We start from the raw sequence: 18,642 nt of genomic DNA on the forward strand, positions 1-18,642 counted from the left end.
TACCCACTTCGGAGATTGGTAGTTGTGAGGGCGATCGCTTTCAGGGGGAATTTAGGCTGATCCGCTACAGATTGTAATAATTGACTTGCATTTCACAGGAGACGATTGATGGCAGAGATGAAATCTGGGAACGCAGGTGATCCGTATGACCTTAACCGCTTTGTGCAAGCCCAGGAGCGCGATTACGAACGGGCACTGTCTGAGGTCAAGAATGGTCGGAAGCGATCGCACTGGATGTGGTATATCTTCCCGCAGTTCGATGGGCTAGGGTTCAGTGCAACGTCGAAACAATACGCGATCAAGAGTGTCGCAGAAGCTAAGGCGTACCTGAGTCATCCGATTCTAGGGCCACGGCTGATAGCGTGCGGTGAAGCGGCTCTAAATGTGGAGGGGCGAACTGCACACGAAATTTTTGGTTCGCCTGATGACATGAAGCTTAAATCTTGCGCGACGTTGTTTGCCTACGTGTCACCTGAAGGGTCAGTTTTTGAGCAAGTACTCAACAAGTTTTTTCAGGGCGATCGCGACCAGAAAACACTCGATCTGCTAGCACGTTCTCCACAAGTTGATTAAGGAGAAATCTGATGCTCATTTAATAGTGAAAGCGATCGCTGGCTGCGGCAGGTGCTCCCATGAAGAAATTTGAGGGGAATCACCTGAAAAATCTTTATGAGTTTTTTACGCTAAGAACATTAAATTCCGTATTTATCGGGGCATCTTAGAGAGGAACTGTTTAGCCCCAACAGAATAATAGGTATTTCAAAAGTGATGAGTAATTATTGCAGAGCTTGCTGCGCTCTTTTCGCATGTCATGGAGTTGCCGCATGACTAGTACAGCATCTAGTACAAAAAGATATAGCAGTGTAGTCAAGCGCTGGGAAAACATTCAAACTGACTGTGCTGAGGGTGACCTTGAATTTCAGTTAATGACGGTGATGTGGAAAGCTTTAGGGCTTGATACTCCTCAGATCAAAAAGAACCCTAATATAGGCAGTGGTTGCATTCCAGATTGGCTAATTTATCAAGACCCTACTCAACCACCTGTATTAGTTGTTGAGGATAAAAAGCGTGTCAAGGTTTTAGCCGAGGCTCCAGACGATAAATTTGTTGAGCTTTGCCGAAACCATTCTCTTTATAAAGATGCTGTTGGCTATCCAGTCGCCAAAGGTAACAACGGCATAAAACAATATTTAGACAAAGACAAAGTATCACCTAATTGTTTAGCTTCATACGGGCTAGTTTTTAATGGTGACTTTTTCCAGCTTTGGCGGCGAGTTGATGGGTTAGTTTTTCCACTCACACCCATTCAAAGAGTCACGAAGAAAAGCTTACTGTTACTCATGCAGCAGTTAGATTACTGCTTAAAACACCCTCAACCTGCCTTGGTTTCTGCAATATGGAATCAGAAAGGTGGAGTTGCCAAAACTACAAACACCATAAACCTAGGCGCAACTCTAGCCATCAAAGGCAAGAAAGTTTTACTAATTGACCTAGATCTTCAGGGTGATTTAACTAAAGCTTTGGCTGGACACCTTAGCCACTCCTCTGATTACCTATATGCTTGTCGGGACAAAATTGACTTGCAAGCATTTGATGAAGTGGAAGATATTCTGCGTGCTTCAATCCACACAAAGAAATTCCCAACCACTGATGGAAAGAATTACGAACTCTCTGTTCTATCAACCGACGAAAAATTCCTAAAGAAATTCCGAGATGATAGTCAGCTTGTTCAGCCTGCTATCCTGTTTAGAAAGATAATTAAGCTTCTGAAGAAAGAATATGACTACATTTTTATTGATCTTTCACCAACATTTGATCGATTAGCTCAATGTGTATTTTTTGCCTGTGACACCGTTCTCATTCCTGTAGATTATGGCGAGAAATCTTTGCATCATGGTGTACACGTACATCAAGTGACAGTTCCCAAAATACGTGAACTAAGAGCTAAGAGTGAGCAGCTCCATCTAGGTCCTTGGAATCTAGGTATCAGTTTTAGCAACTGCGCCTCAGATACAGGAGTAGCACTCCAGAGGCTAATTGACACAGGTCTAGAGAATCGCGGCTTTATTGGCAATCAATACAAAACTCATCTGCGCTCTTATACGCAAACCAAAGTTGCTGAATTTAAGCGTGCTCCTGTGGTTTGCTGGCATGCTTCTCCAATCACCAAGCTTTATACAGAGCTTGCCAATGAAGTATTCCTCAACCATAATTTTACGGATCACTAACTATGGTGTTTATCGAAGAAGACACAGCACCACTTGATATTGTGCTTGGGCAAATATTGCGGATTCCTTGTAAGTTTATCAAAGGGAAATCTGATGTTCATCCGATGGTGATTAAAGCGATCGCCCAAGAGCTAAAAACAACAGGCAAAAATGTCTTACCTGTAATCATCAAAGTATTGGGCGAAGACAAATATCAGGCAATTCTGAATACTCAGATTTTAGAAGCAGCTCGACAAGCTAAAGCAGATTTCGTTTGGTGCATTGTTGTAGACGACAAAATGCAATCTCAACTTGCTGTCGAAACTGGTCAAGTGGTTCGCGTCAATATTGCCAAGGCTCCAGAAAAAGAAGTCGCCGCAGTTCTAGAGTATGTCAAAGCCAATAAGCCAGGATTCAACAAGATTGAGCCGCAAAAGATAGCTAGCGCGATCGCGGAATATCGGAAAACCAAACCGCTGACGAATTTATCCTTTTTAACTAAGCTCAAGTGCGGCATTGGCAAAGCCAAACTAGCCCCACTTGCTGACATTCTCGTTACTGCATAAATGGCAAAAACCCCCACCTCCGAAGAGATGATTCAGACATTGTAAGAGCGATCGCCTTATTTCCTCAGACTGCTGTTACTCCTAACGTCGAGATCTACCCTGAAAGAGATTACTACTAGGAGAGGTCATGATCGAGGAAAACCAAGTTCAGATTGATGTCTGGAGCGATTACGTTTGCCCCTTCTGCTATTTAGAAGAACCTGTTTTTGAGCAACTGCGACAGGAATACGGCGACACGGTTCAGGTTATATGGCGTGCGTTTGAATTACGTCCTGACCCGATTCCCACACTAGACCCCCAAGGCGAATATCTTCGCACTACTTGGGAGCGTGCCGTTTATCCAATGGCAAACGAGCGGGGAGTGACTTTACGCTTACCACCCGTGCAACCTCGTAGTCGCAAAGCCTTAGAAGCGGCAGAGTTTGCTCGCGATCGCGACTGTTTTGAAGCGATGCATCACGCCCTGTTCCGCGCTTTCTTTGAAGACGGTTTGGATTTGAACAATACTGATATTTTGCTAGAGGTTGGCGCATCCGTAAGTTTGGATCGTGCCACTCTCCGTACCGCTCTAGAAGCTGGCCAGTACACCGAACGAGTAGTCAGCGATCAATCTCTGGCTCACCAGTTGAATATTTCCGGCGTGCCAGCCCTGCTCATCCACCAAGCCGATGAACCCTTAGAAAAAGCGGTTTTGCTCAGTGGCGCTCAGCCTTATGAAACCGTCCGCACCGTTGTAGAGCGAGTTCGCCATAAAGCGCAATCGCTAGGATAATAATGAATCTGCGTTAACAAATCTGGCTCGCTGAATTATGACAACTCCTGCCATCCAGTGGTATCCCGGTCACATTGCCAAGGCCGAGAAAGCGCTGCTGAGCCAACTCAAGCTGGTCGATGTAGTGCTCGAAGTGCGCGATGCCCGGATTCCGCTTAGCACTCATCACCCGCAAGTGCCCCACTGGATTGGCAACAAGGCGAGAGTATTGGTGTTGAATCGGATGGATATGATTCCAACTCCAATGCGCAATCGCTGGACGGAGTGGTTCCAAGAGCAAGGGGAAGAAGCCCTGTTTACCGATGCTCAGCATGGCAAAGGGATTGAGGCGATCGCTCAAGCGGCTCAGAATGCAGGTGCCCAAATGAATCAACGACGGCACGATCGTGGCATGTTACCTCGTCCGGTGCGAGCGGTCGTGTTGGGCTTTCCCAATGTGGGCAAGTCAGCGCTGATTAATCGGTTGCTCAAACGGCGAGTGGTGGAGAGCGCACGGCGAGCAGGGGTCACTAGACAACTCCGGTGGGTGCGAATTTCAGATCAGATTGAACTGCTGGATGCTCCTGGGGTTTTGCCCTCCAAGCTCAACGACCAGGAAGCGGCCTTCAAGCTTGCCATCTGTGATGACATTGGGGAAGCCGCCTACGATAACCAGCGGGTTACCTCAACTCTGATTGATTTGATCAAAGGTTTGCAAGCCACTACCCCCGACGCTATCTCAGGCAACCCATTGCGATCGCGCTACGAACTAGACCCAGCCGAATTTACAGGCGAATCTTATCTCCATGCTCTAGCAGAGCAAAAATACCAAAATGATGTGGAACGCACGGCTCGGCAAATCTTAAATGACTTCCGCAAAGGTATCCTCGGCTCCATTGCTTTGGAACTACCACCCAATTAAGTCAACAACCGTAGCCCGCACCTGAAAACACCTGTTCGAGTTGGTTATCTTTGTACTCGTAGATGCCAAAGCTGGTGCTTTCGTAACCTGTGTTTCTTACGATCGCTTCTTGAACCCCATCACCGTTGATATCCACGGTGGTGATCAAGTCGTATGCAGGTCGAGCGGCGATCGCGCTGTAGGGCGTTAATTTATTAGCTAGGTGTCTGGGCTGCGAACCATCGTAAGTTAACCAAACATTGGCATAAGCACCCACCACACCACCATCTCTCGAACCCCTGGAAGACTCATTTTTGGGATCGGCTCCCTTCCGCACCAAGCCGTAGATTTCTGGCTGACCGTCTTGATCGAGATCTACCACTGAAATCTCTTCCACCACGGTTTCACCAGTCACATTCTTCACTTGTGGATCTATGGAGAAAAAAGCATTGGCTATGCTGGTGAGGTCTTGGCGATATTTGGCTTCAGCCGTAGCATCTGGGGTTGCGATCGCAGTTTTGGCAGGATTGTATTGACTCAGCGCGATCGTCCACCGCCAAGATTCATCAAATTCTTTGTTGCCGATTGAACCGCTAAAGCCTCCCACTTGATCTTCTGGCAGGCTACTGAATACAGCTTCTAGCGATCGCTCACTAGAAAAATTTCCTTGTCCCGTCAACTTTGTGGAGCAAGCAAATTGGCTAATGCCCAACTTCTGAACCTGAAATTCTCCTAATTTCTCACCTTGGTTCAAAACCGTAAAATTTTGCACCGCGCTCAAAAGAGATTGATTACCAAAGTTTCTCAGCAACACATCTTCTGAGAGATCATCTCGAACAGAAGTTGTTACGTCTGTGCTGACATCCACATAACGACCGTTAATCAGAAGCGCGATCGGATAAATCTCTCCTCTGTATTCATTCGTGAGATTATCTTTTTTGACAAGAGAAAGACCGATTAAATTAGTTTGCTGAGTACTGGGAGAGCGATCGCCCTGATTGGGTTTTTGAGCGTTTATTAATTGATTGGAGGAAAGCTTACAGGCTGTTAAGGTTGCTAATCCTAGCAACAGACCGAGGTAAGAGAGCAACTTATAATTCATCACGGCAGCCATTGTCACAACACAGCACTTAATTCAATAGCTCTCAAACTTTGTGACAATCTTGGTTTTGAGACCTATTTTATTTAGCGCCCGTACTATTACAACAAACTCCGATCGCCAAATTCCGCAGATACTCCTGAATTCTGGGTTCTATCTCCTTTCTCTCATCTCCCTACTTACAGCTCAAATCCCATCTCCTTCAACCCTTGACGCAATCTTTGCGCTTCGAGAGGATTGTTGTTTTGCTGGTGCAGGGCGATCGCTTGCCGAAAGGCGGTTAAGCTTTCCTGCACCTGACCCAATTTCCATAGGACTACACCTAAATTTTGATGAGCGTCGGCGTAGTTGGGTTGCAGAAACAGCGCTTCTCGATAAGCGGCGATCGCGTGGGGGAGATCTCCTAGCGCTTTGAAAGTCATGCCTAAGTTGTAATAACCCGGTGCAAACGTAGAGTCAATTTTGAGAGTTGTCTCATAGACTCCTTTGGCTCCCACCAGATCTCCTTTTGCCTTCAGGAGGTTGCCCAAATTGTTGTAGGCACCGAGTTTTAGCTTCGGCATAATTGATTGCTGCAAAGCCAGTTGGTAGTGCTGCTCGGCTTTTGCCCATTGTTGCAAGCGACTGTAAGCAATGCCTAAGTGATAATGCAACTCATACAACACAGAAGCATCGGCTGCTTTGGAGGTTAAACCCCGCTTTAGCAACTCAATGCCTTGGGGCACTTCATTCATTTGCACATATAGCGCCCCTAATTTGCTGCACACATAAGGATCACTAGGATGATGTTTGAGAAAACCCTCCATTGCTGTGCGAGCTTTGGTGAATTTGTCTCGACTTGCGATCGCCCCTGCTTGATATCCTTCATGCAAAATTGCCACATCCGGCAAATAGCCCACTTGCCAATGCGGTTCCATGCTTTGAATCAGGGACACACTTTCGTCTACCATCGCATGGTAAGGCCGCACAAAACTGATGTCAGGATGGTTGCGAAAGAGACGAGAAACCAGCGAATAAGGAGATTGTTCTGCGCCAATTTCTTGGCGTACCAAACTGATCAATAAATAAGGTTGCTCACTGCCAATGGTTTGTCGCAGAGCGGGCACAATACCAGGCGCTAAACGCTCATCAGCATCTAACACTAAAATCCAATCGCCCTGCACATACTTCAGGGATTCATTCCGAGCCGCTGAAAAGTCATTGCTCCACTCAAAAAAATGTACCTTGGCCCCAAAGCTTTTAGCGATCTCTGGGGTGCGATCGCTGGAGCCTGTATCTAGCACAATCATTTCATCAACGACACCTTGCACACTCTTTAGGCAGCTCGGCAAAGTTGCTTCCTCATTTTTCACGATCATGCAGAGGCTCAGAATCATAGATTGAGGGGAAGGGTTAGGCACCGTTTTATTCTAAAGCTTCCGCTCGATCCTCCAATCGGCTCAAACTTCATCTTCTTAAATGTTGAGTACTAAAAAACCTGTCCAGGTCAGCCTGAACAGGGCAAATAATTTTAAGCACAGAGGCAAATCAACGCTCTAACCAACCTGCTTAAAATGACATCCAATTAAGCATCGGTTATAGGGTCGGGGGCAGAATGACTGTATCCACCACGTGAATAACGCCGTTGCTAGCCTGAATATCGGGCTGAACCACAGTGGCCTTGTTGACCATGACTCCTCCGCCATCTACATTCACTGTCACAGGGCTGCCTTCCACAGTTGTAACTTCGCCAGATTTGAGTTGGCTGGAAGTCACTTCACCAGGAACAACATGATAGGTCAGGATTTTCACTAAAGTCTCTTTATTTTCTGGCTTCAGCAACGCTTCCAAGGTTCCAGCAGGCAATTTTGCAAAGGCAGCATCTGTTGGAGCAAAAACGGTGAAAGGCCCTTCACCAGAGAGTGTGCTCGTTAAATCCGCAGCTTGCAAAGCAGTGGTGAGAATTTTGAAAGAATCGTTAGAAGCGGCAACTGCGGTAATCGTGGTGCCAGAAGAGGCTTCTGTCGGGGCTTCTGAGGTGGCAGGGGCAACAGGTGCCGTAGGTGTAGTGGAGGTCGGTGGAGAGGCTTGAGCACCACGGGCGCGGTTGTAAGGAGGCTCGTTAAAGATGCTGGGGTTGGGATTCACTTGGGCCAAAGCTGGCAAACCAATCAGAGCACTAGCTGTCACAACTCCAAGGAAGCTAGTGAGCTTTTTCAATGAACTGATGGATTTTAATTTGGTCATCAGTGACTCCTTAATATTTTGCAAAGAAGATGCAAACTTATATGTCATAGTATGACGTTTTACTAAAGGAGTAGCTTGCTCTCTGACTACAATTCCCCGTAAAACTAGCAATCTATATCTTAAGGAGGAGCGATCGCTCTAAAGCAAATTTCCTTTTGTCCTGGGACCAACCAAAGATAGAAATATGATTTGACTCAGCGGCAAAAATGGCGTTCAGCGCAACCAATGACGAGTTCCAAACCCTGTACACGATTGAGCTGCAACCTTAGCAGCGGCCATCAATGCTTCTCTGAAATTGGTTTGTAGAATAAAGTGGCAGAACGCACCGTGAAAAATATCTCCAGCTCCTAACGTATCTACGACCTCGACTTGAGGAGGCGCGATCGCCTCTCTTTCACCCGCGTCATAGAACTGAATAGGCTGGTTGCCTTGCGTAATCGCAATATGTCGAATCCCTAAGTTTATGAGAGCAGCAAAAACGGCGGCTAAGTCGCAGCAATCGGGAGGATGGAAGTTGGCCGAACAGATCGCGTAGTCAGTCAGCGCTAGCACCTGCTCAAATCCTGGCTTCCAACTGCCACCATCCACAACAACTGGAATATTTTGCGCTTTGGCTTGTTGAGCGATCGCCACTCCAACTGCCATCTGATGCCCATCGATCAGCAACACATCCACATCTCGCAAAATATTTGAGGGAATCCGATCGGGTGCCATCTGGATCTTGCTGGCATTGATCGACACCACCGCTCGTTCACCTGTGGCTTCCGTCGTGATAATTGAGGAGACCGGAGGTGGTTCGGTGCGGTCGGGGTCAAGGTCGGCGATCGCCACGCCACAACTATCCAAATCAGCTCGAATCAAATTGGTAATTGGGTGACTACCGACAACACCCAGAACTGTAGCTTGATTGCCCAAAGCGCTAAAAGCCACTGCCGCATTGGTTGCTGGCCCTCCAGCAGATACCGTGTAGTCTGACGCCACCAATTTCTGATTGTTGGTTGGCGGTGCTGCAGCCAAATAGAGCATATCTAAAGTCACCATGCCTACAAACAATCCCCGCTGAGCCATATCGTCTCCTGATTGATCTTTCCTGCTGCTTACCTAACGACACAGGCAAGATGTTCACTCCACAAGATAGTATGGCCAAATGGAAATCAAAGCTGGAACTCTCTACATCGTTGGTACACCAATTGGCAATCTGGAGGACATGACCTTCCGGGCAATTCAGGTGTTAAAAGAAGTGAGCGCGATCGCCGCTGAAGACACGCGCCACACCGGAAAGCTGCTCCAGCACTTTCAAATCAAAACGCCTCAGATTAGTTATCACGATCACAATCGCCTCAGCCGTCTCCCAGAGATGATCAGTCGGTTACAGCAAGGCCAAGCGATCGCCCTCGTCACTGATGCTGGGATGCCCGGAATTTCCGATCCTGGCTATGAATTGGTGAAAGCTTGCGCGGAGGAGGGGGTGCCAGTCGTGCCCATTCCTGGCCCTAGTGCGGCCATTACCGCGTTGAGTGCTTCTGGCCTACCGAGCGATCGCTTTGTGTTTGAAGGGTTTTTACCTGCGAAAGGCTCAGAACGTCGCACCCGCCTAGAAACCTTAAAACCGGAATCCCGCACGCTGATTTTTTACGAAGCTCCCCATCGTCTGCAACAAACTCTCCAAGATTTTGCAGCGACCTTCGGCGGCGATCGCGAGATTGCTTTAGGGCGAGAATTAACCAAGCTCCACGAAGAAATCTGGCGTGGCACCATGATCGAGGCGATCGCTTACTACAGCACCCGCGAAGCTCACGGAGAATTTACGCTAGTGATCATGGGTGCAGAGCCAACAGAACTGGTACTGACCGAAGACGCCTTAAAAGCAGAGCTACAAGTGCTAATTGGGCAGGGAATTTCGCGATCGCAAGCCAGCCGCCAACTTGCCCAACAAACTGCCTTACCTCGTCGCCAACTCTACCAACTAGCACTGACCATTCCAGAACCTACAGACAACGAAAGTGATACTCAATCCTCGGTTTGAGCTGCTTTTGCTTCGTCTTCCAGCGCTTGAATTGCCAACAACAGCTCTTCTTCTTGAGCTTCAAAGTCTTCTTCCGACACTTCGCCCATATCAAAGGCTAATTGCAGAGTGAGTAGTCGCTTACTGAGGTTTTCTTTATCGTCCCACTCAGCATTCACTCGTTCTTGAATCTGTGAGCCCAGCCAAGTTATACCTGCAAGAGGGCCAGTAATCGGCGCTAATAGTATGTCAAAAAACATAGTGAATCAGCCTAATTTAATTGATCGAGCTGGGCGAAGTTATAGGGAGCGGTGAAGTTGTTGTAGCGAATCCGCAAACGGCCCTCAAATTGCAAATCTAAAGCTTCTACTTTTTCACTAAATGTCGGCTCATCATCCCAATCGATTAGATAAGCCGCGTTGTAGATCATTGCTTCTGTGAGCGGATCATTTTCTGATGTATTGCTTGCCAGAGGATTTAAGGTGGCTCGAAATACTTGAATAATGCTTTGCTTGCGAGCTTCTACAGCTTGTTCGATCGCCTGACCAATCCGAATTACCTCATCCATGCTGAGAGATTTACCCTCTAAGCGATCGCGCTCGGAGCGTAGCTGCTCATCTTGAGCTAACAGAGCTTGTACCTCAGCCTCAGCGTCCCAAAATATTTTTACACCAACTTCTCTGCGGCCATGGAGTTTGTGGAACAGTTGTTCTAATTTGGGCCCCTGAGTTGCAGTGAGTTGTTCTGTGACGGTGCGCCAATCTTCTACAATTAAACCAAATTGCAAAGGAAGCAGGGTTCGGTGGCCTGTATGCATTGCTTGTTCTAGCACTTTCTCGTGGTCTAGCAAGTTGCGCCGACTGGCTAAATAACGCTCTTGCTGGGCCTCGGAGTAGAGAAACGTGAATCCATCTAAAACATGGGTATGAACAGGCTGTTTATCTAAACCCTGGGCTTCTAATTGTTGGGGGCCAGGGGTGGGGAAAATTCCATACAAATACAATCCAGTTCCCATCTGTTTTACCTATTGCAATGTTTAAGGATTAAGTGCAATGAATACTATTTTTTATAGCCGCTGTGAGGTCAGCACTAGCTTGAGTTTGGCTTGAATTAAATTCAGTTGAGCCAGTCCTAGATCTACGCTGCCTTCAACGACCACACCTGTATTTAGGAGGCGATCCAGCAACTCTAGAATTGAGGGATTAGTAGAAGTCTCGCCCGGATAGTAGCCTCCAGCTTTAGGCAACAGATTGCCAATTTCTCCCAAGTCAATATTTAAGTCTGCGGGATCCACTTCAAAGATTTCGCAAAGGTGCACCACTTGTTCTTCTAACTTACGGAGACTGCCAGCAGCTCGGTCTAAATCCTCCTCGCTCAGGCGTCCTGCTTCCATCCGCCGAATCACCTGAGCTTCCATCAGTTGCCGCACTAGCTCGACCACAGTCAGCAGCAACGGCGCTAAACCAGCATCTTTAGTTGATCGATGAGGCTCTAGCAATAAGGGGGGCGGGGGGTCTGATAATGGCATGGCTTGACCCTAAGGCTACGAGTTTAGTATGCCCAGCGCGATCGCCATCCTCCCATTTCACTCTTATCCACAAAACTCTTACCCACAAAAAAAGTGGGCATGAAGCCCACTCGGAGAGGGAGAGTCTATGGCAAAGGAAAAACTATGTTTTTAAGCGGGAGCTGTGGGTAATGCGGTGGGAGCGGTGCGTAAGGCTCGCAATTCTGTTTCTAGACCCTCGATCCGTTGGAGGAGTTGCTGATTGGCCTCCATCAGGCTGTGGGTTTGGCTGCTGAGATGAGGATCGCTTTCCCACCAATTGATGCCAATCTCCTTCGCCTTGTCTACCGAAGAAATTAGCAAGCGAATCCGAATGCTCAGCAGTTCGGTAGAGCCAACTGAAACGGAAATGTCTCCCGCAATCACAATGCCTTTATCTAAAACTCGTTCTAGAACATCGGCTAAGGTTGAGCCTTGAGTAGCGGTGGCGATCGCACCACGGTTAGAACTGCTAGGGGCGGGCATTTGGGGGAAAGTAGTCACAGTGGGGCTTCCTCAGGAAGTGACGTAGAGGCGATTGTTGCGTTGAGCTAGGATTCCCTTTTGAGCTAGGGAACGTAACGCATTCACCGCCTGAAATCGATTCATGCTTAAAGCTGCTTCAATTTCTGAGACTCTTGCTCCCTCAGCCTGCCGCAGATAGGTATACACTTCTGCCTCATCTAGCCCTAGTTGGTCTTGGTCGTTAATTTCAGGTTCCGCGATCGCAGCAGCAGGTTCAGTTGCAGCTTGAGGAGCGGCCTGGGGTTCAGCAGCCTTTACGGTGACTGGCTCGACTGCAACGGAGGTAGCAGCAATAGTTACAGTGCGATCGACATACTCTGCTCGGGGTGGTGCAGCCGTCGGTGTGGGTGAGGTCGCCTTAGGTTCGCGGCAAACGAGTTCGTTAAGAAGTTCCCAAAGCAGGGTGGTAGATTCCTGGAGGGGCAAACTGGTGCGAGAAAGCAGTATGTCCATGCAGATATCGCGGAAGTCAGCATCTTCTGCCATGACAGGAATATTATGCTCTTGGCAAACTTTGGCGATCGCAATGCCAGAGCGTAAACCAGAAGATTTTTCAGCCCCTGATTTGAGCCGAAAAGCTTTGACTAACTGTGTAATTAGAATGGCGCTTTCTCGCTCGATCTCGGTTTTCTGTACCAAAATCTCTTGCTGAGTCAGCTCATCGGGTTCCGGCATGTTAATTGTGACCAGACGATCCATCAAGGCATCTTGGGTGGAATGCACCCCGCAGTATTCTTCTGGATTGGAGGTGAAGATGGCCCGGAATTGAGGATTCACTCGCACATATTCGGGACGATTGCCGCTGGGTGGCAAAGCCAAAATTTTTTCTTCTAAAGCGGAGAGTAAAACGTTGTTGACTTCGGGGCGAGAGCGGTTGAACTCGTCATAGACCAAGGTGAAACCTTCGCGGCAAGCCAAGGTGAGACGAGAGTCTACCCAGTTTTGCTTGAGTTCGTCCTCGACTTTAACAACGCTATGGATAAAGTTGTCTACAACTTTTTTGCGGGTATAACCCAACTGATTACCAATTAGGTCTGAAGTCTTGAACTCGTCATCGCCAAAGACCAACATGATGGGCCGAGTCAAAAGATCAGCCAAGTGTAAAGCGAGAGTGGTTTTACCTGTGCCAGCAGGGCCACGCAGATGCACGGAAAATCCAGATTGCAGGTAGCGCAAAGCTCTAGCAGCCACACGCTCGACGGCGGGAGTGCTGACAAATCGACGGGGGCGGGCTTGTAGGACAGTACTCACAGGTTAAATTCCTCTTGGGTGTAATAGACGCGATCGCGCTGCGTAATTAAACCTTTGGTGATTAAGGAGCGGAGCACATCGACGGCTTGAATTCGATTAATCGTTAAAGCAGTTTCTAGTTCTGCTAAACGAGCTCCTTGAACTTGATGGATGTAGTTGTAAACTTCTTTTTCAATGTCTACAGGTGTGAGTTGAGCAGGGGGAATTGGAGCGCTATTAGGCTCTAGATTTGACCTCTGCCCGTCTGTGGCCCCCTTCTCCTGTAGGAGAGGGGATGGGGGAGAGGTTTGGCTTTGAGTTAATTGATTTTCTAAATCTGCGCCCCAAACAGAAGTTCGCAAGTTGGTGCAATATTGCTGTAGTTCAGTGCGAAACGTGGCGAAGCGTTGGAATAGCGCTGCGACATTGGCTTGGCGATCGCTTCTACTTTGGCTGAGGGTTTGTTGCAGTTGTTGGGCTCGGTCTTCCCGCAGTAGTTCCAGTTCCCACAAATAGCGCTGCACATCAGCACTGAGTTTCTCGATAAAGGTAGTGAGTTCTTTTGCTTGTTGGGTTCGCATCAAGGCTCGTTCATGCTGACTGGTTGATAAAAGCGCTTGAGTTTCTTGTTGCAGCGTAGAAACTTGCGTTTGGATCTCCTGGCGCAGCAGGGTAACACTGGCATTTAGCTTGGAGTGGAATTGGCGTAGTTCTTGGGCTAATTGCTCAGCCATCAGCGATCGCTCTATAGCGGTCAGTGATAAAAACTCAGCCGTCTGCTGTTGGAGCTGCTGTACAAAAGTATCTAGTTGCTCAGCTATCTCCTCAGCTTGGATTTGACGCTCTAAGCGACTGTAAGCCAAAAAATTTTGGGTTTCTTGTTGCAACGCCTGGACTGATTGTTGCAGTTGCAGCCGGAACAGATGTTGGTTGGCTTGCCGAAGTTCACTCTCTTCAGTTAGATCAGCACGGAATGCAGCGAGGTTGTGGTGGACCTGAGCTGCTCGTACTTGACGTTGTTGCCGCGTTGCCGCTAAATCTGCTTGTACTTGTTGCTGGCGCTGAGCAAGCTGCTGCTGGCGCTCTTGCCGCTGTTCCTGCCATAAGTTTCTCAGAGCAACCATCGAGAGTTTCCTTCTACAAGCTGAGAGATGAACTGAAATGAAAAAATGGGGAGTCAGCAAGACCCCCCAAGCTAGCTACTAAGCAGCAGGAACCGCAGCTTGAGTGGTCAAACCCACTGCTTCGGCATACTTTAGGTAGGTTTCAACGGAAGCAATTACAACCCGTGCTTCGATTGCCAACAGTTCGATTCCTACTAGGGAAACGCGAACCCAAGCATCAATGACAATACCTTTGTCGAGGATGCGATCAATTACTTCAGCTAAGCTAGAGGAGGAGTTTACTTTTTCAACAGCCATGATGATTTCCTAAGTGTATTAGTTGGTAAATTTCTGGGGCTTGACACGCCGCAGCCTTCTCATAGCAAGGGTTTGGCGAGGCTGTGGGTACAAGGCTAGAATAAGTATTTAAGGTATTAAAAAGGCCAGCATAAACACGGAAAATCTGCCTCAGCAATTTTTGCTGTTGAGAGAAGTACTGAGGACAGTGCGTGAAGCTCGGAAAAGCTTTTGCAATGAATTGATTCAGGGATGCGATCGCTCCCACCTCAAAAATAAGCAGCACTTCATCATTAAAATGCTGCCTATAGGAACCTGCTTTCTTTGGGAAACTGCGCTCCATGCACCTGAGGGCTTAGGGGAAAGGGATATGGAGCTAGCGAAAAGAGTTATGGGGTTTGTCTTTGGGCAGCGAGAGCTTGATAAGCAGAGGCAAACTCATCGTTACTAATCCGAATTTGGGTAGGATCAGCAAGTTCTGTGGCTCGGTAATGGCGAATGGCTTCTAAAGCGGCTTGATTGCTCAGTAGGGCTAAATCTGCACCGTTCCAGCCTTCCGTTTGTGCAGCCCAAGATGCTAGGTCTACGCCTTTTAAGGGTCGATCTTGATTATGTACTTGCAGAATGGCGAGGCGACTGGCTTGATCCGGTAGATCGACTTTGAGTTGTAAATCTAAGCGTCCCGCTCGTAGGAGGGCGGGGTCGAGGGCCTCGGGGCGATTGGTCGCTCCAATCAGTAACACGTTTGGGCAGCCTTGCAAACCATCTAGTTCCGTCAGCAGTTGACCGACGACGCGATCGCTAACCCCGGAGTCTCCATTAAAGCGGCCTCTTGCGGGGGCTAGTGTGTCAATTTCATCCACAAACACCACACAAGGAGCCGCTTGACGCGCTTTACCAAATAATTCCCGTACGGCTTGTTCGGCCGCACCTACCCAACGGCTCAGCAGCTCTGGGCCATTAACAGCGATGAAGTTGGCTCTGGCTTGAGAAGCTACGGCTTTAGCAAGAAGAGTTTTACCTGTACCTGGTGGTCCCCAAAGCAGAATGCCACGGGGCGCTTTGGCTCCTGTTTGTTGGTAGAGTTCTGGGTAAAGCAGTGCCCCTTCCACGGATTCTTGCAGCGTTTGCTTGAGGTCGTCCAAGCCGCCAATGTCATCCCAAGCTACGTCCGGTGACTCAATCTCTACTGAGCGTAGAACGGCGGGTTTGACTTCTTTGATGGCTTGCAAAAAGTCCTGCTGCGTCAGGGTCATTTCTTCGGGCAGGGGTTCATCCAAAGAAGGCACCAAGCGGCGTAAGGCACTGTAAGCAGCTTTTTGGCAAAGGGCTTTGAGGTCTGCGCCCACTAGGCCAACTGCTAAGTCAGCGATCGCATCTAAATTAACCGAATTCTCTAAGGGCATGGACTGGGTGAGAATCTGCAAAATCTCCAATCTGCCATCGCGATCGGGCACTCGGAATTGGACTTCGCGATCGAAGCGACCGGGACGGCGTAGCGCTGGGTCAAGATGATCGGGGCGGTTGGTAGCCGCGAGGACAATCACACCTTCGGCTTTGGCGAAGCCATCCATGAGGCCCAACAGTTGCGCGACCAGACGCTTTTCTACTTCCCCTTCGACCTTGCTGCGATCGGGAGCAAGGCTATCAATTTCGTCAATAAATACCAAGCAAGGGGCTGATTTGGCGGCTTTTTCAAAAATGGCTCGCAATCGACCTTCGGCTTCCCCGTAGTATTTGCCCATGACTTCCGGTCCAACAATCGCAATGTAGTTGACTCCTAAGCCCTCGGCTAAGGCGCGGGCAGTTAGAGTCTTGCCCGTTCCGGGTGGCCCTACTAACAAAACTCCCTTGGTAGGTTCTAATCCTAGACGCTGTAACAATTCTGGGCGCTTGAGGGGAATTTCTACTAGTTCGCGCAATTCCTTGAGGACAGGTGCTAAGCCGCCCACGGTTTGTAGCGGTGGAGCTTTGGGCTCGCGGGTCGGTGGCGTGACGGTGACTTCGGGGGGTGGGGCAGATGTTGCATCAGCGCTAGGAGAAGTGACAGGCCCACGACGCACACCCATACCTGAGGGGATGTTTCCTTGTCGGGGAATACTACTTAAACTGCGGGAGCGAAACTGAATATCTGTTTTGATTTCTCCCTGTTCCGCCTTTTCTTCCAGGGCTTTGGCGAGTTCTATCAGTTGCTCGAACCCTTTGAATAAGTTGTCCATGCTTGTGCTGCCAGTTGGGTGATGCCAGTGAGGTGATGCGAGATAGCGATCGGTTCCAGGCCCATTGATTCAGGTGTAACAATCTTTACGAGCCTATGCATCAGTATGATTCCCTGCAACTCGCTCTCTTTAGCGGCAAAGGGGGTGTCGGTAAAACCACGCTTTCTTGCAGTTTCGCTCGCCGCTGGGCCAAACAGTTTCCTGACCAACAAATCCTTTTAGTTTCCACTGATCCAGCTCATTCCTTAGGCGATGTGCTGCAAGTAGAAACCAGTAATACATCCCGTGCCTTAGCCGATTTACCCAACTTACAAGTGCGATCGCTAGATGCCGCTGCCCTCCTGCAAAACTTCAAAGCTCGGTATGGTCGAGTCTTGGAGCTTCTGGTAGAGCGGGGTAGTTTTGTCCAGGGAGAAGATTTATCTCCCGTTTGGAACCTAAGCTGGCCTGGACTGGATGAGTTGATGGGCATTCTGGAAATCCAACGCCTCTTGCGAGAAGGTGAAGCCGATCGCGTGGTGGTGGATATGGCACCTAGCGGCCATACGATTAACTTGTTTAAGTTGATGGATTTCTTGGACGAGTTGCTGGCAGCCCTAGAACTGTTTCAAGAAAAGCATCGAGTTCTCAGCCAAAGTTTTACCGGACGCTACACCGCCGATGATGCCGATGCTTTTCTCCATGAGATGAAGGCAGAGCTATTGGCTGGGCGACAGCTTTTGCAAAACCCTGACTGCACCACTTGTTTGGTAGTGGCGATCGCGGAACCCATGAGCTTTTTGGAAACCCAGCGGTTTCTAGAGGCACTGAACCAACTGCAAATTCCCCTGGGTGGATTGCTGGTGAATCACATTCTCACGCCGCTTGAGGATGGCGATCGCTACTGTGAGCAGCAGGAAATTTTAGGGAAGTTTCAAACTCTGAGTGCTCAGCCGATTTTCACCGTGCCTCAGCAACTCGGGGAACCTGTCGGCTCAGCCCCGCTCGATTATCTGGTGGCTCAGATCACGCCTTTGGAAGTTGTGGTTTCCACTCCGCCCGTGGTGGTGCCATGGCCTACCAAAGTTTCTCCTAGTTTCGAGGATTTTATAGCGGCAGGTCGGCAACTTTTACTCGTTGGGGGCAAAGGAGGAGTGGGCAAAACCACCGTTGCTGCCGCGATCGCTTGGGGTATGGCTGAACGACATCCCGATTGCCAAGTGCGGGTGATTTCCATAGACCCCGCTCATTCTTTAGGAGATGCTTTTGGGCAACCGTTAGGACACCAACCGACGGCATTAGCTTCCAACTTAACTGGACAAGAGATTGATGCCAGCCAAGTTTTAAATCAGTTCCGAGAGGAATACCTGTGGGAACTGGCGGAGATGATGAGTGGAGATAGTGCCGAGGGCGATCGCACGTTGAGTATTGCCTACGGCCCCGAAGCATGGCGACGGATTGCGGCTCAGGCTCTACCTGGGATTGACGAGATGTTGTCGCTAATCACAGTGATCGATTTGCTGGAGCGGCAAGAACAAGATTTGATTATTTTGGATACGGCTCCGACCGGACATTTGCTCCGCTTTTTAGAAATGCCTGCGGCTCTCGGCGATTGGCTAGCCTGGATTTTTAAGCTGTGGATCAAGTATCAAGATGTGTTAGGGCGAACTGAGTTTATGGGTCGTCTGCGATCGCTGCGGCAACGGGTGATGCAAGCACAAAAACGGCTCCAAGACCCGAAATATACCGAGTTTATTTTGGTATTACAAGCGCAATCGGCCATTGTGGCGGAGGGCCAGCGTTTAGCTCAGTCCTTGGCGGAGATGGGGGTGCCTCAACGCTACGTGGTTCACAACCGTTTTGCACCAGAACTCCAACTGCCTGCGGATGCTTTACCTCAGCACACCACCATTTATCTGCCAGTCTTGCCTCGCTCGGTTACTCCCCTGACGAGGATTCAAGGTGCGGCGGAGTTATTGTTCTAAAGC

19 protein-coding genes are annotated in these 18,642 nt (G+C 48.9%); 7 read left to right on the plus strand and 12 right to left on the minus strand.

Annotation, left to right across the window (positions count from 1 at the left end; all coding sequences use genetic code 11):
- Positions 1-108: 108 nt before the first annotated feature.
- The 5 genes from H6F68_RS00595 to ylqF all read left to right on the plus strand — a co-directional run bounded on the left by H6F68_RS00595 (position 109) and on the right by ylqF (position 4,446).
- Positions 109-573, plus strand: coding sequence for a DUF1810 domain-containing protein (locus H6F68_RS00595; protein WP_242065283.1), 465 nt, complete (start codon positions 109-111; stop codon positions 571-573).
- Between the two features lie 251 nt (positions 574-824).
- The gene (locus H6F68_RS00600) at positions 825-2,228 is read left to right on the plus strand and encodes a ParA family protein (RefSeq protein WP_190555758.1); all 1,404 of its coding nucleotides are present in this window, start codon (positions 825-827) and stop codon (positions 2,226-2,228) included.
- Between the two features lie 2 nt (positions 2,229-2,230).
- Complete coding sequence (locus tag H6F68_RS00605) at positions 2,231-2,773, plus strand: hypothetical protein (RefSeq protein WP_190555759.1); 543 nt, start codon at positions 2,231-2,233, stop codon at positions 2,771-2,773.
- A gap of 127 nt (positions 2,774-2,900) precedes the next feature.
- Complete coding sequence (locus tag H6F68_RS00610) at positions 2,901-3,545, plus strand: DsbA family protein (protein WP_190555760.1); 645 nt, start codon at positions 2,901-2,903, stop codon at positions 3,543-3,545.
- 37 nt (positions 3,546-3,582) lie between these two features.
- On the plus strand, positions 3,583-4,446 hold the full coding sequence (ylqF, locus tag H6F68_RS00615; protein ID WP_190555761.1) for a ribosome biogenesis GTPase YlqF: 864 nt from the start codon (positions 3,583-3,585) through the stop codon (positions 4,444-4,446).
- 1 nt (position 4,447) lies between these two features.
- Here ylqF and H6F68_RS00620 read toward each other — a convergent pair whose 3' ends face one another.
- The 4 genes from H6F68_RS00620 to H6F68_RS00635 form a co-directional block, all read right to left on the minus strand.
- Positions 4,448-5,527 carry a hypothetical protein gene (locus H6F68_RS00620; RefSeq protein ID WP_190555762.1) on the minus strand — a complete coding sequence of 360 codons (1,080 nt, stop codon included), beginning with the start codon at positions 5,525-5,527 and terminating at the stop codon, positions 4,448-4,450.
- Positions 5,528-5,703: 176 nt separating this feature from the next.
- Complete coding sequence (locus H6F68_RS00625; RefSeq protein ID WP_313929988.1) at positions 5,704-6,924, minus strand: tetratricopeptide repeat protein; 1,221 nt, start codon at positions 6,922-6,924, stop codon at positions 5,704-5,706.
- A 175-nt stretch (positions 6,925-7,099) separates the two neighbouring features.
- Complete coding sequence (locus H6F68_RS00630; RefSeq protein WP_313929989.1) at positions 7,100-7,693, minus strand: fasciclin domain-containing protein; 594 nt, start codon at positions 7,691-7,693, stop codon at positions 7,100-7,102.
- Between the two features lie 270 nt (positions 7,694-7,963).
- Positions 7,964-8,818, minus strand: coding sequence for a sugar kinase (locus H6F68_RS00635; protein WP_190555764.1), 855 nt, complete (start codon positions 8,816-8,818; stop codon positions 7,964-7,966).
- Between the two features lie 79 nt (positions 8,819-8,897).
- Here H6F68_RS00635 and rsmI point away from each other — a divergent pair, with 79 nt between their 5' ends.
- Entirely contained in the window at positions 8,898-9,776 is an 879-nt protein-coding gene (rsmI, locus tag H6F68_RS00640) for a 16S rRNA (cytidine(1402)-2'-O)-methyltransferase (protein WP_190555765.1), read from the plus strand.
- Here rsmI and H6F68_RS00645 read toward each other — a convergent pair.
- The 8 genes from H6F68_RS00645 to H6F68_RS00680 form a co-directional block, all read right to left on the minus strand.
- Positions 9,761-10,015, minus strand: a complete 255-nt coding sequence (locus H6F68_RS00645; protein ID WP_190555766.1) for a gas vesicle protein GvpG — start codon at positions 10,013-10,015, stop codon at positions 9,761-9,763. The two genes, rsmI and H6F68_RS00645, sit on opposite strands and share 16 nt — an antisense overlap.
- 11 nt (positions 10,016-10,026) lie before the next feature.
- A complete protein-coding gene (locus tag H6F68_RS00650; RefSeq protein ID WP_190555767.1) occupies positions 10,027-10,770 on the minus strand; it encodes a GvpL/GvpF family gas vesicle protein in 744 nt (247 codons plus the stop codon).
- Positions 10,771-10,821: 51 nt separating this feature from the next.
- A complete protein-coding gene (locus H6F68_RS00655; RefSeq protein WP_190555768.1) occupies positions 10,822-11,283 on the minus strand; it encodes a gas vesicle protein K in 462 nt (153 codons plus the stop codon).
- 150 nt (positions 11,284-11,433) lie between these two features.
- On the minus strand, positions 11,434-11,805 hold the full coding sequence (locus H6F68_RS00660; protein ID WP_370527453.1) for a gas vesicle protein: 372 nt from the start codon (positions 11,803-11,805) through the stop codon (positions 11,434-11,436).
- A 12-nt stretch (positions 11,806-11,817) separates the two neighbouring features.
- A complete protein-coding gene (gene gvpN, locus H6F68_RS00665; RefSeq protein ID WP_190555769.1) occupies positions 11,818-13,077 on the minus strand; it encodes a gas vesicle protein GvpN in 1,260 nt (419 codons plus the stop codon).
- Entirely contained in the window at positions 13,074-14,180 is a 1,107-nt protein-coding gene (gene gvpC / locus H6F68_RS00670; RefSeq protein ID WP_190555770.1) for a gas vesicle protein GvpC, read from the minus strand. Before gvpC ends, gvpN begins: the two co-directional genes overlap by 4 nt.
- Before the next feature lie 78 nt (positions 14,181-14,258).
- Positions 14,259-14,477, minus strand: a complete 219-nt coding sequence (gvpA, locus tag H6F68_RS00675; protein ID WP_190553740.1) for a gas vesicle structural protein GvpA — start codon at positions 14,475-14,477, stop codon at positions 14,259-14,261.
- A 368-nt stretch (positions 14,478-14,845) separates the two neighbouring features.
- Complete coding sequence (locus tag H6F68_RS00680) at positions 14,846-16,675, minus strand: AAA family ATPase (RefSeq protein ID WP_190555771.1); 1,830 nt, start codon at positions 16,673-16,675, stop codon at positions 14,846-14,848.
- 95 nt (positions 16,676-16,770) lie between these two features.
- Between H6F68_RS00680 and H6F68_RS00685 the strand changes: the two genes are divergently transcribed.
- Positions 16,771-18,639 carry an ArsA family ATPase gene (locus tag H6F68_RS00685; protein WP_190555772.1) on the plus strand — a complete coding sequence of 623 codons (1,869 nt, stop codon included), beginning with the start codon at positions 16,771-16,773 and terminating at the stop codon, positions 18,637-18,639.
- The last annotated feature ends 3 nt before the right edge of the window (positions 18,640-18,642 follow it).

Source organism: Trichocoleus sp. FACHB-262, assembly GCF_014696035.1.
In the GTDB taxonomy this organism is placed as follows: domain Bacteria; phylum Cyanobacteriota; class Cyanobacteriia; order FACHB-46; family FACHB-46; genus Trichocoleus.

What these genes read in the sequence shown, in the direction of transcription:
- H6F68_RS00595 (WP_242065283.1), top strand. Translation starts at nt 109, where the DNA reads ATGGCAGAGATGAAATCTGGGAACGCAGGTGATCCGTATGACCTTAAC.
- H6F68_RS00600 (WP_190555758.1), top strand. Translation starts at nt 825, where the DNA reads ATGACTAGTACAGCATCTAGTACAAAAAGATATAGCAGTGTAGTCAAG.
- H6F68_RS00605 (WP_190555759.1), top strand. Translation starts at nt 2,231, where the DNA reads ATGGTGTTTATCGAAGAAGACACAGCACCACTTGATATTGTGCTTGGG.
- H6F68_RS00610 (WP_190555760.1), top strand. Translation starts at nt 2,901, where the DNA reads ATGATCGAGGAAAACCAAGTTCAGATTGATGTCTGGAGCGATTACGTT.
- ylqF (WP_190555761.1), top strand. Translation starts at nt 3,583, where the DNA reads ATGACAACTCCTGCCATCCAGTGGTATCCCGGTCACATTGCCAAGGCC.
- H6F68_RS00620 (WP_190555762.1), bottom strand. Translation starts at nt 5,527, where the DNA reads ATGAATTATAAGTTGCTCTCTTACCTCGGTCTGTTGCTAGGATTAGCA.
- H6F68_RS00635 (WP_190555764.1), bottom strand. Translation starts at nt 8,818, where the DNA reads ATGGCTCAGCGGGGATTGTTTGTAGGCATGGTGACTTTAGATATGCTC.
- rsmI (WP_190555765.1), top strand. Translation starts at nt 8,898, where the DNA reads ATGGAAATCAAAGCTGGAACTCTCTACATCGTTGGTACACCAATTGGC.
- H6F68_RS00645 (WP_190555766.1), bottom strand. Translation starts at nt 10,015, where the DNA reads ATGTTTTTTGACATACTATTAGCGCCGATTACTGGCCCTCTTGCAGGT.
- H6F68_RS00650 (WP_190555767.1), bottom strand. Translation starts at nt 10,770, where the DNA reads ATGGGAACTGGATTGTATTTGTATGGAATTTTCCCCACCCCTGGCCCC.
- H6F68_RS00655 (WP_190555768.1), bottom strand. Translation starts at nt 11,283, where the DNA reads ATGCCATTATCAGACCCCCCGCCCCCCTTATTGCTAGAGCCTCATCGA.
- gvpC (WP_190555770.1), bottom strand. Translation starts at nt 14,180, where the DNA reads ATGGTTGCTCTGAGAAACTTATGGCAGGAACAGCGGCAAGAGCGCCAG.
- gvpA (WP_190553740.1), bottom strand. Translation starts at nt 14,477, where the DNA reads ATGGCTGTTGAAAAAGTAAACTCCTCCTCTAGCTTAGCTGAAGTAATT.
- H6F68_RS00680 (WP_190555771.1), bottom strand. Translation starts at nt 16,675, where the DNA reads ATGGACAACTTATTCAAAGGGTTCGAGCAACTGATAGAACTCGCCAAA.
- H6F68_RS00685 (WP_190555772.1), top strand. Translation starts at nt 16,771, where the DNA reads ATGCATCAGTATGATTCCCTGCAACTCGCTCTCTTTAGCGGCAAAGGG.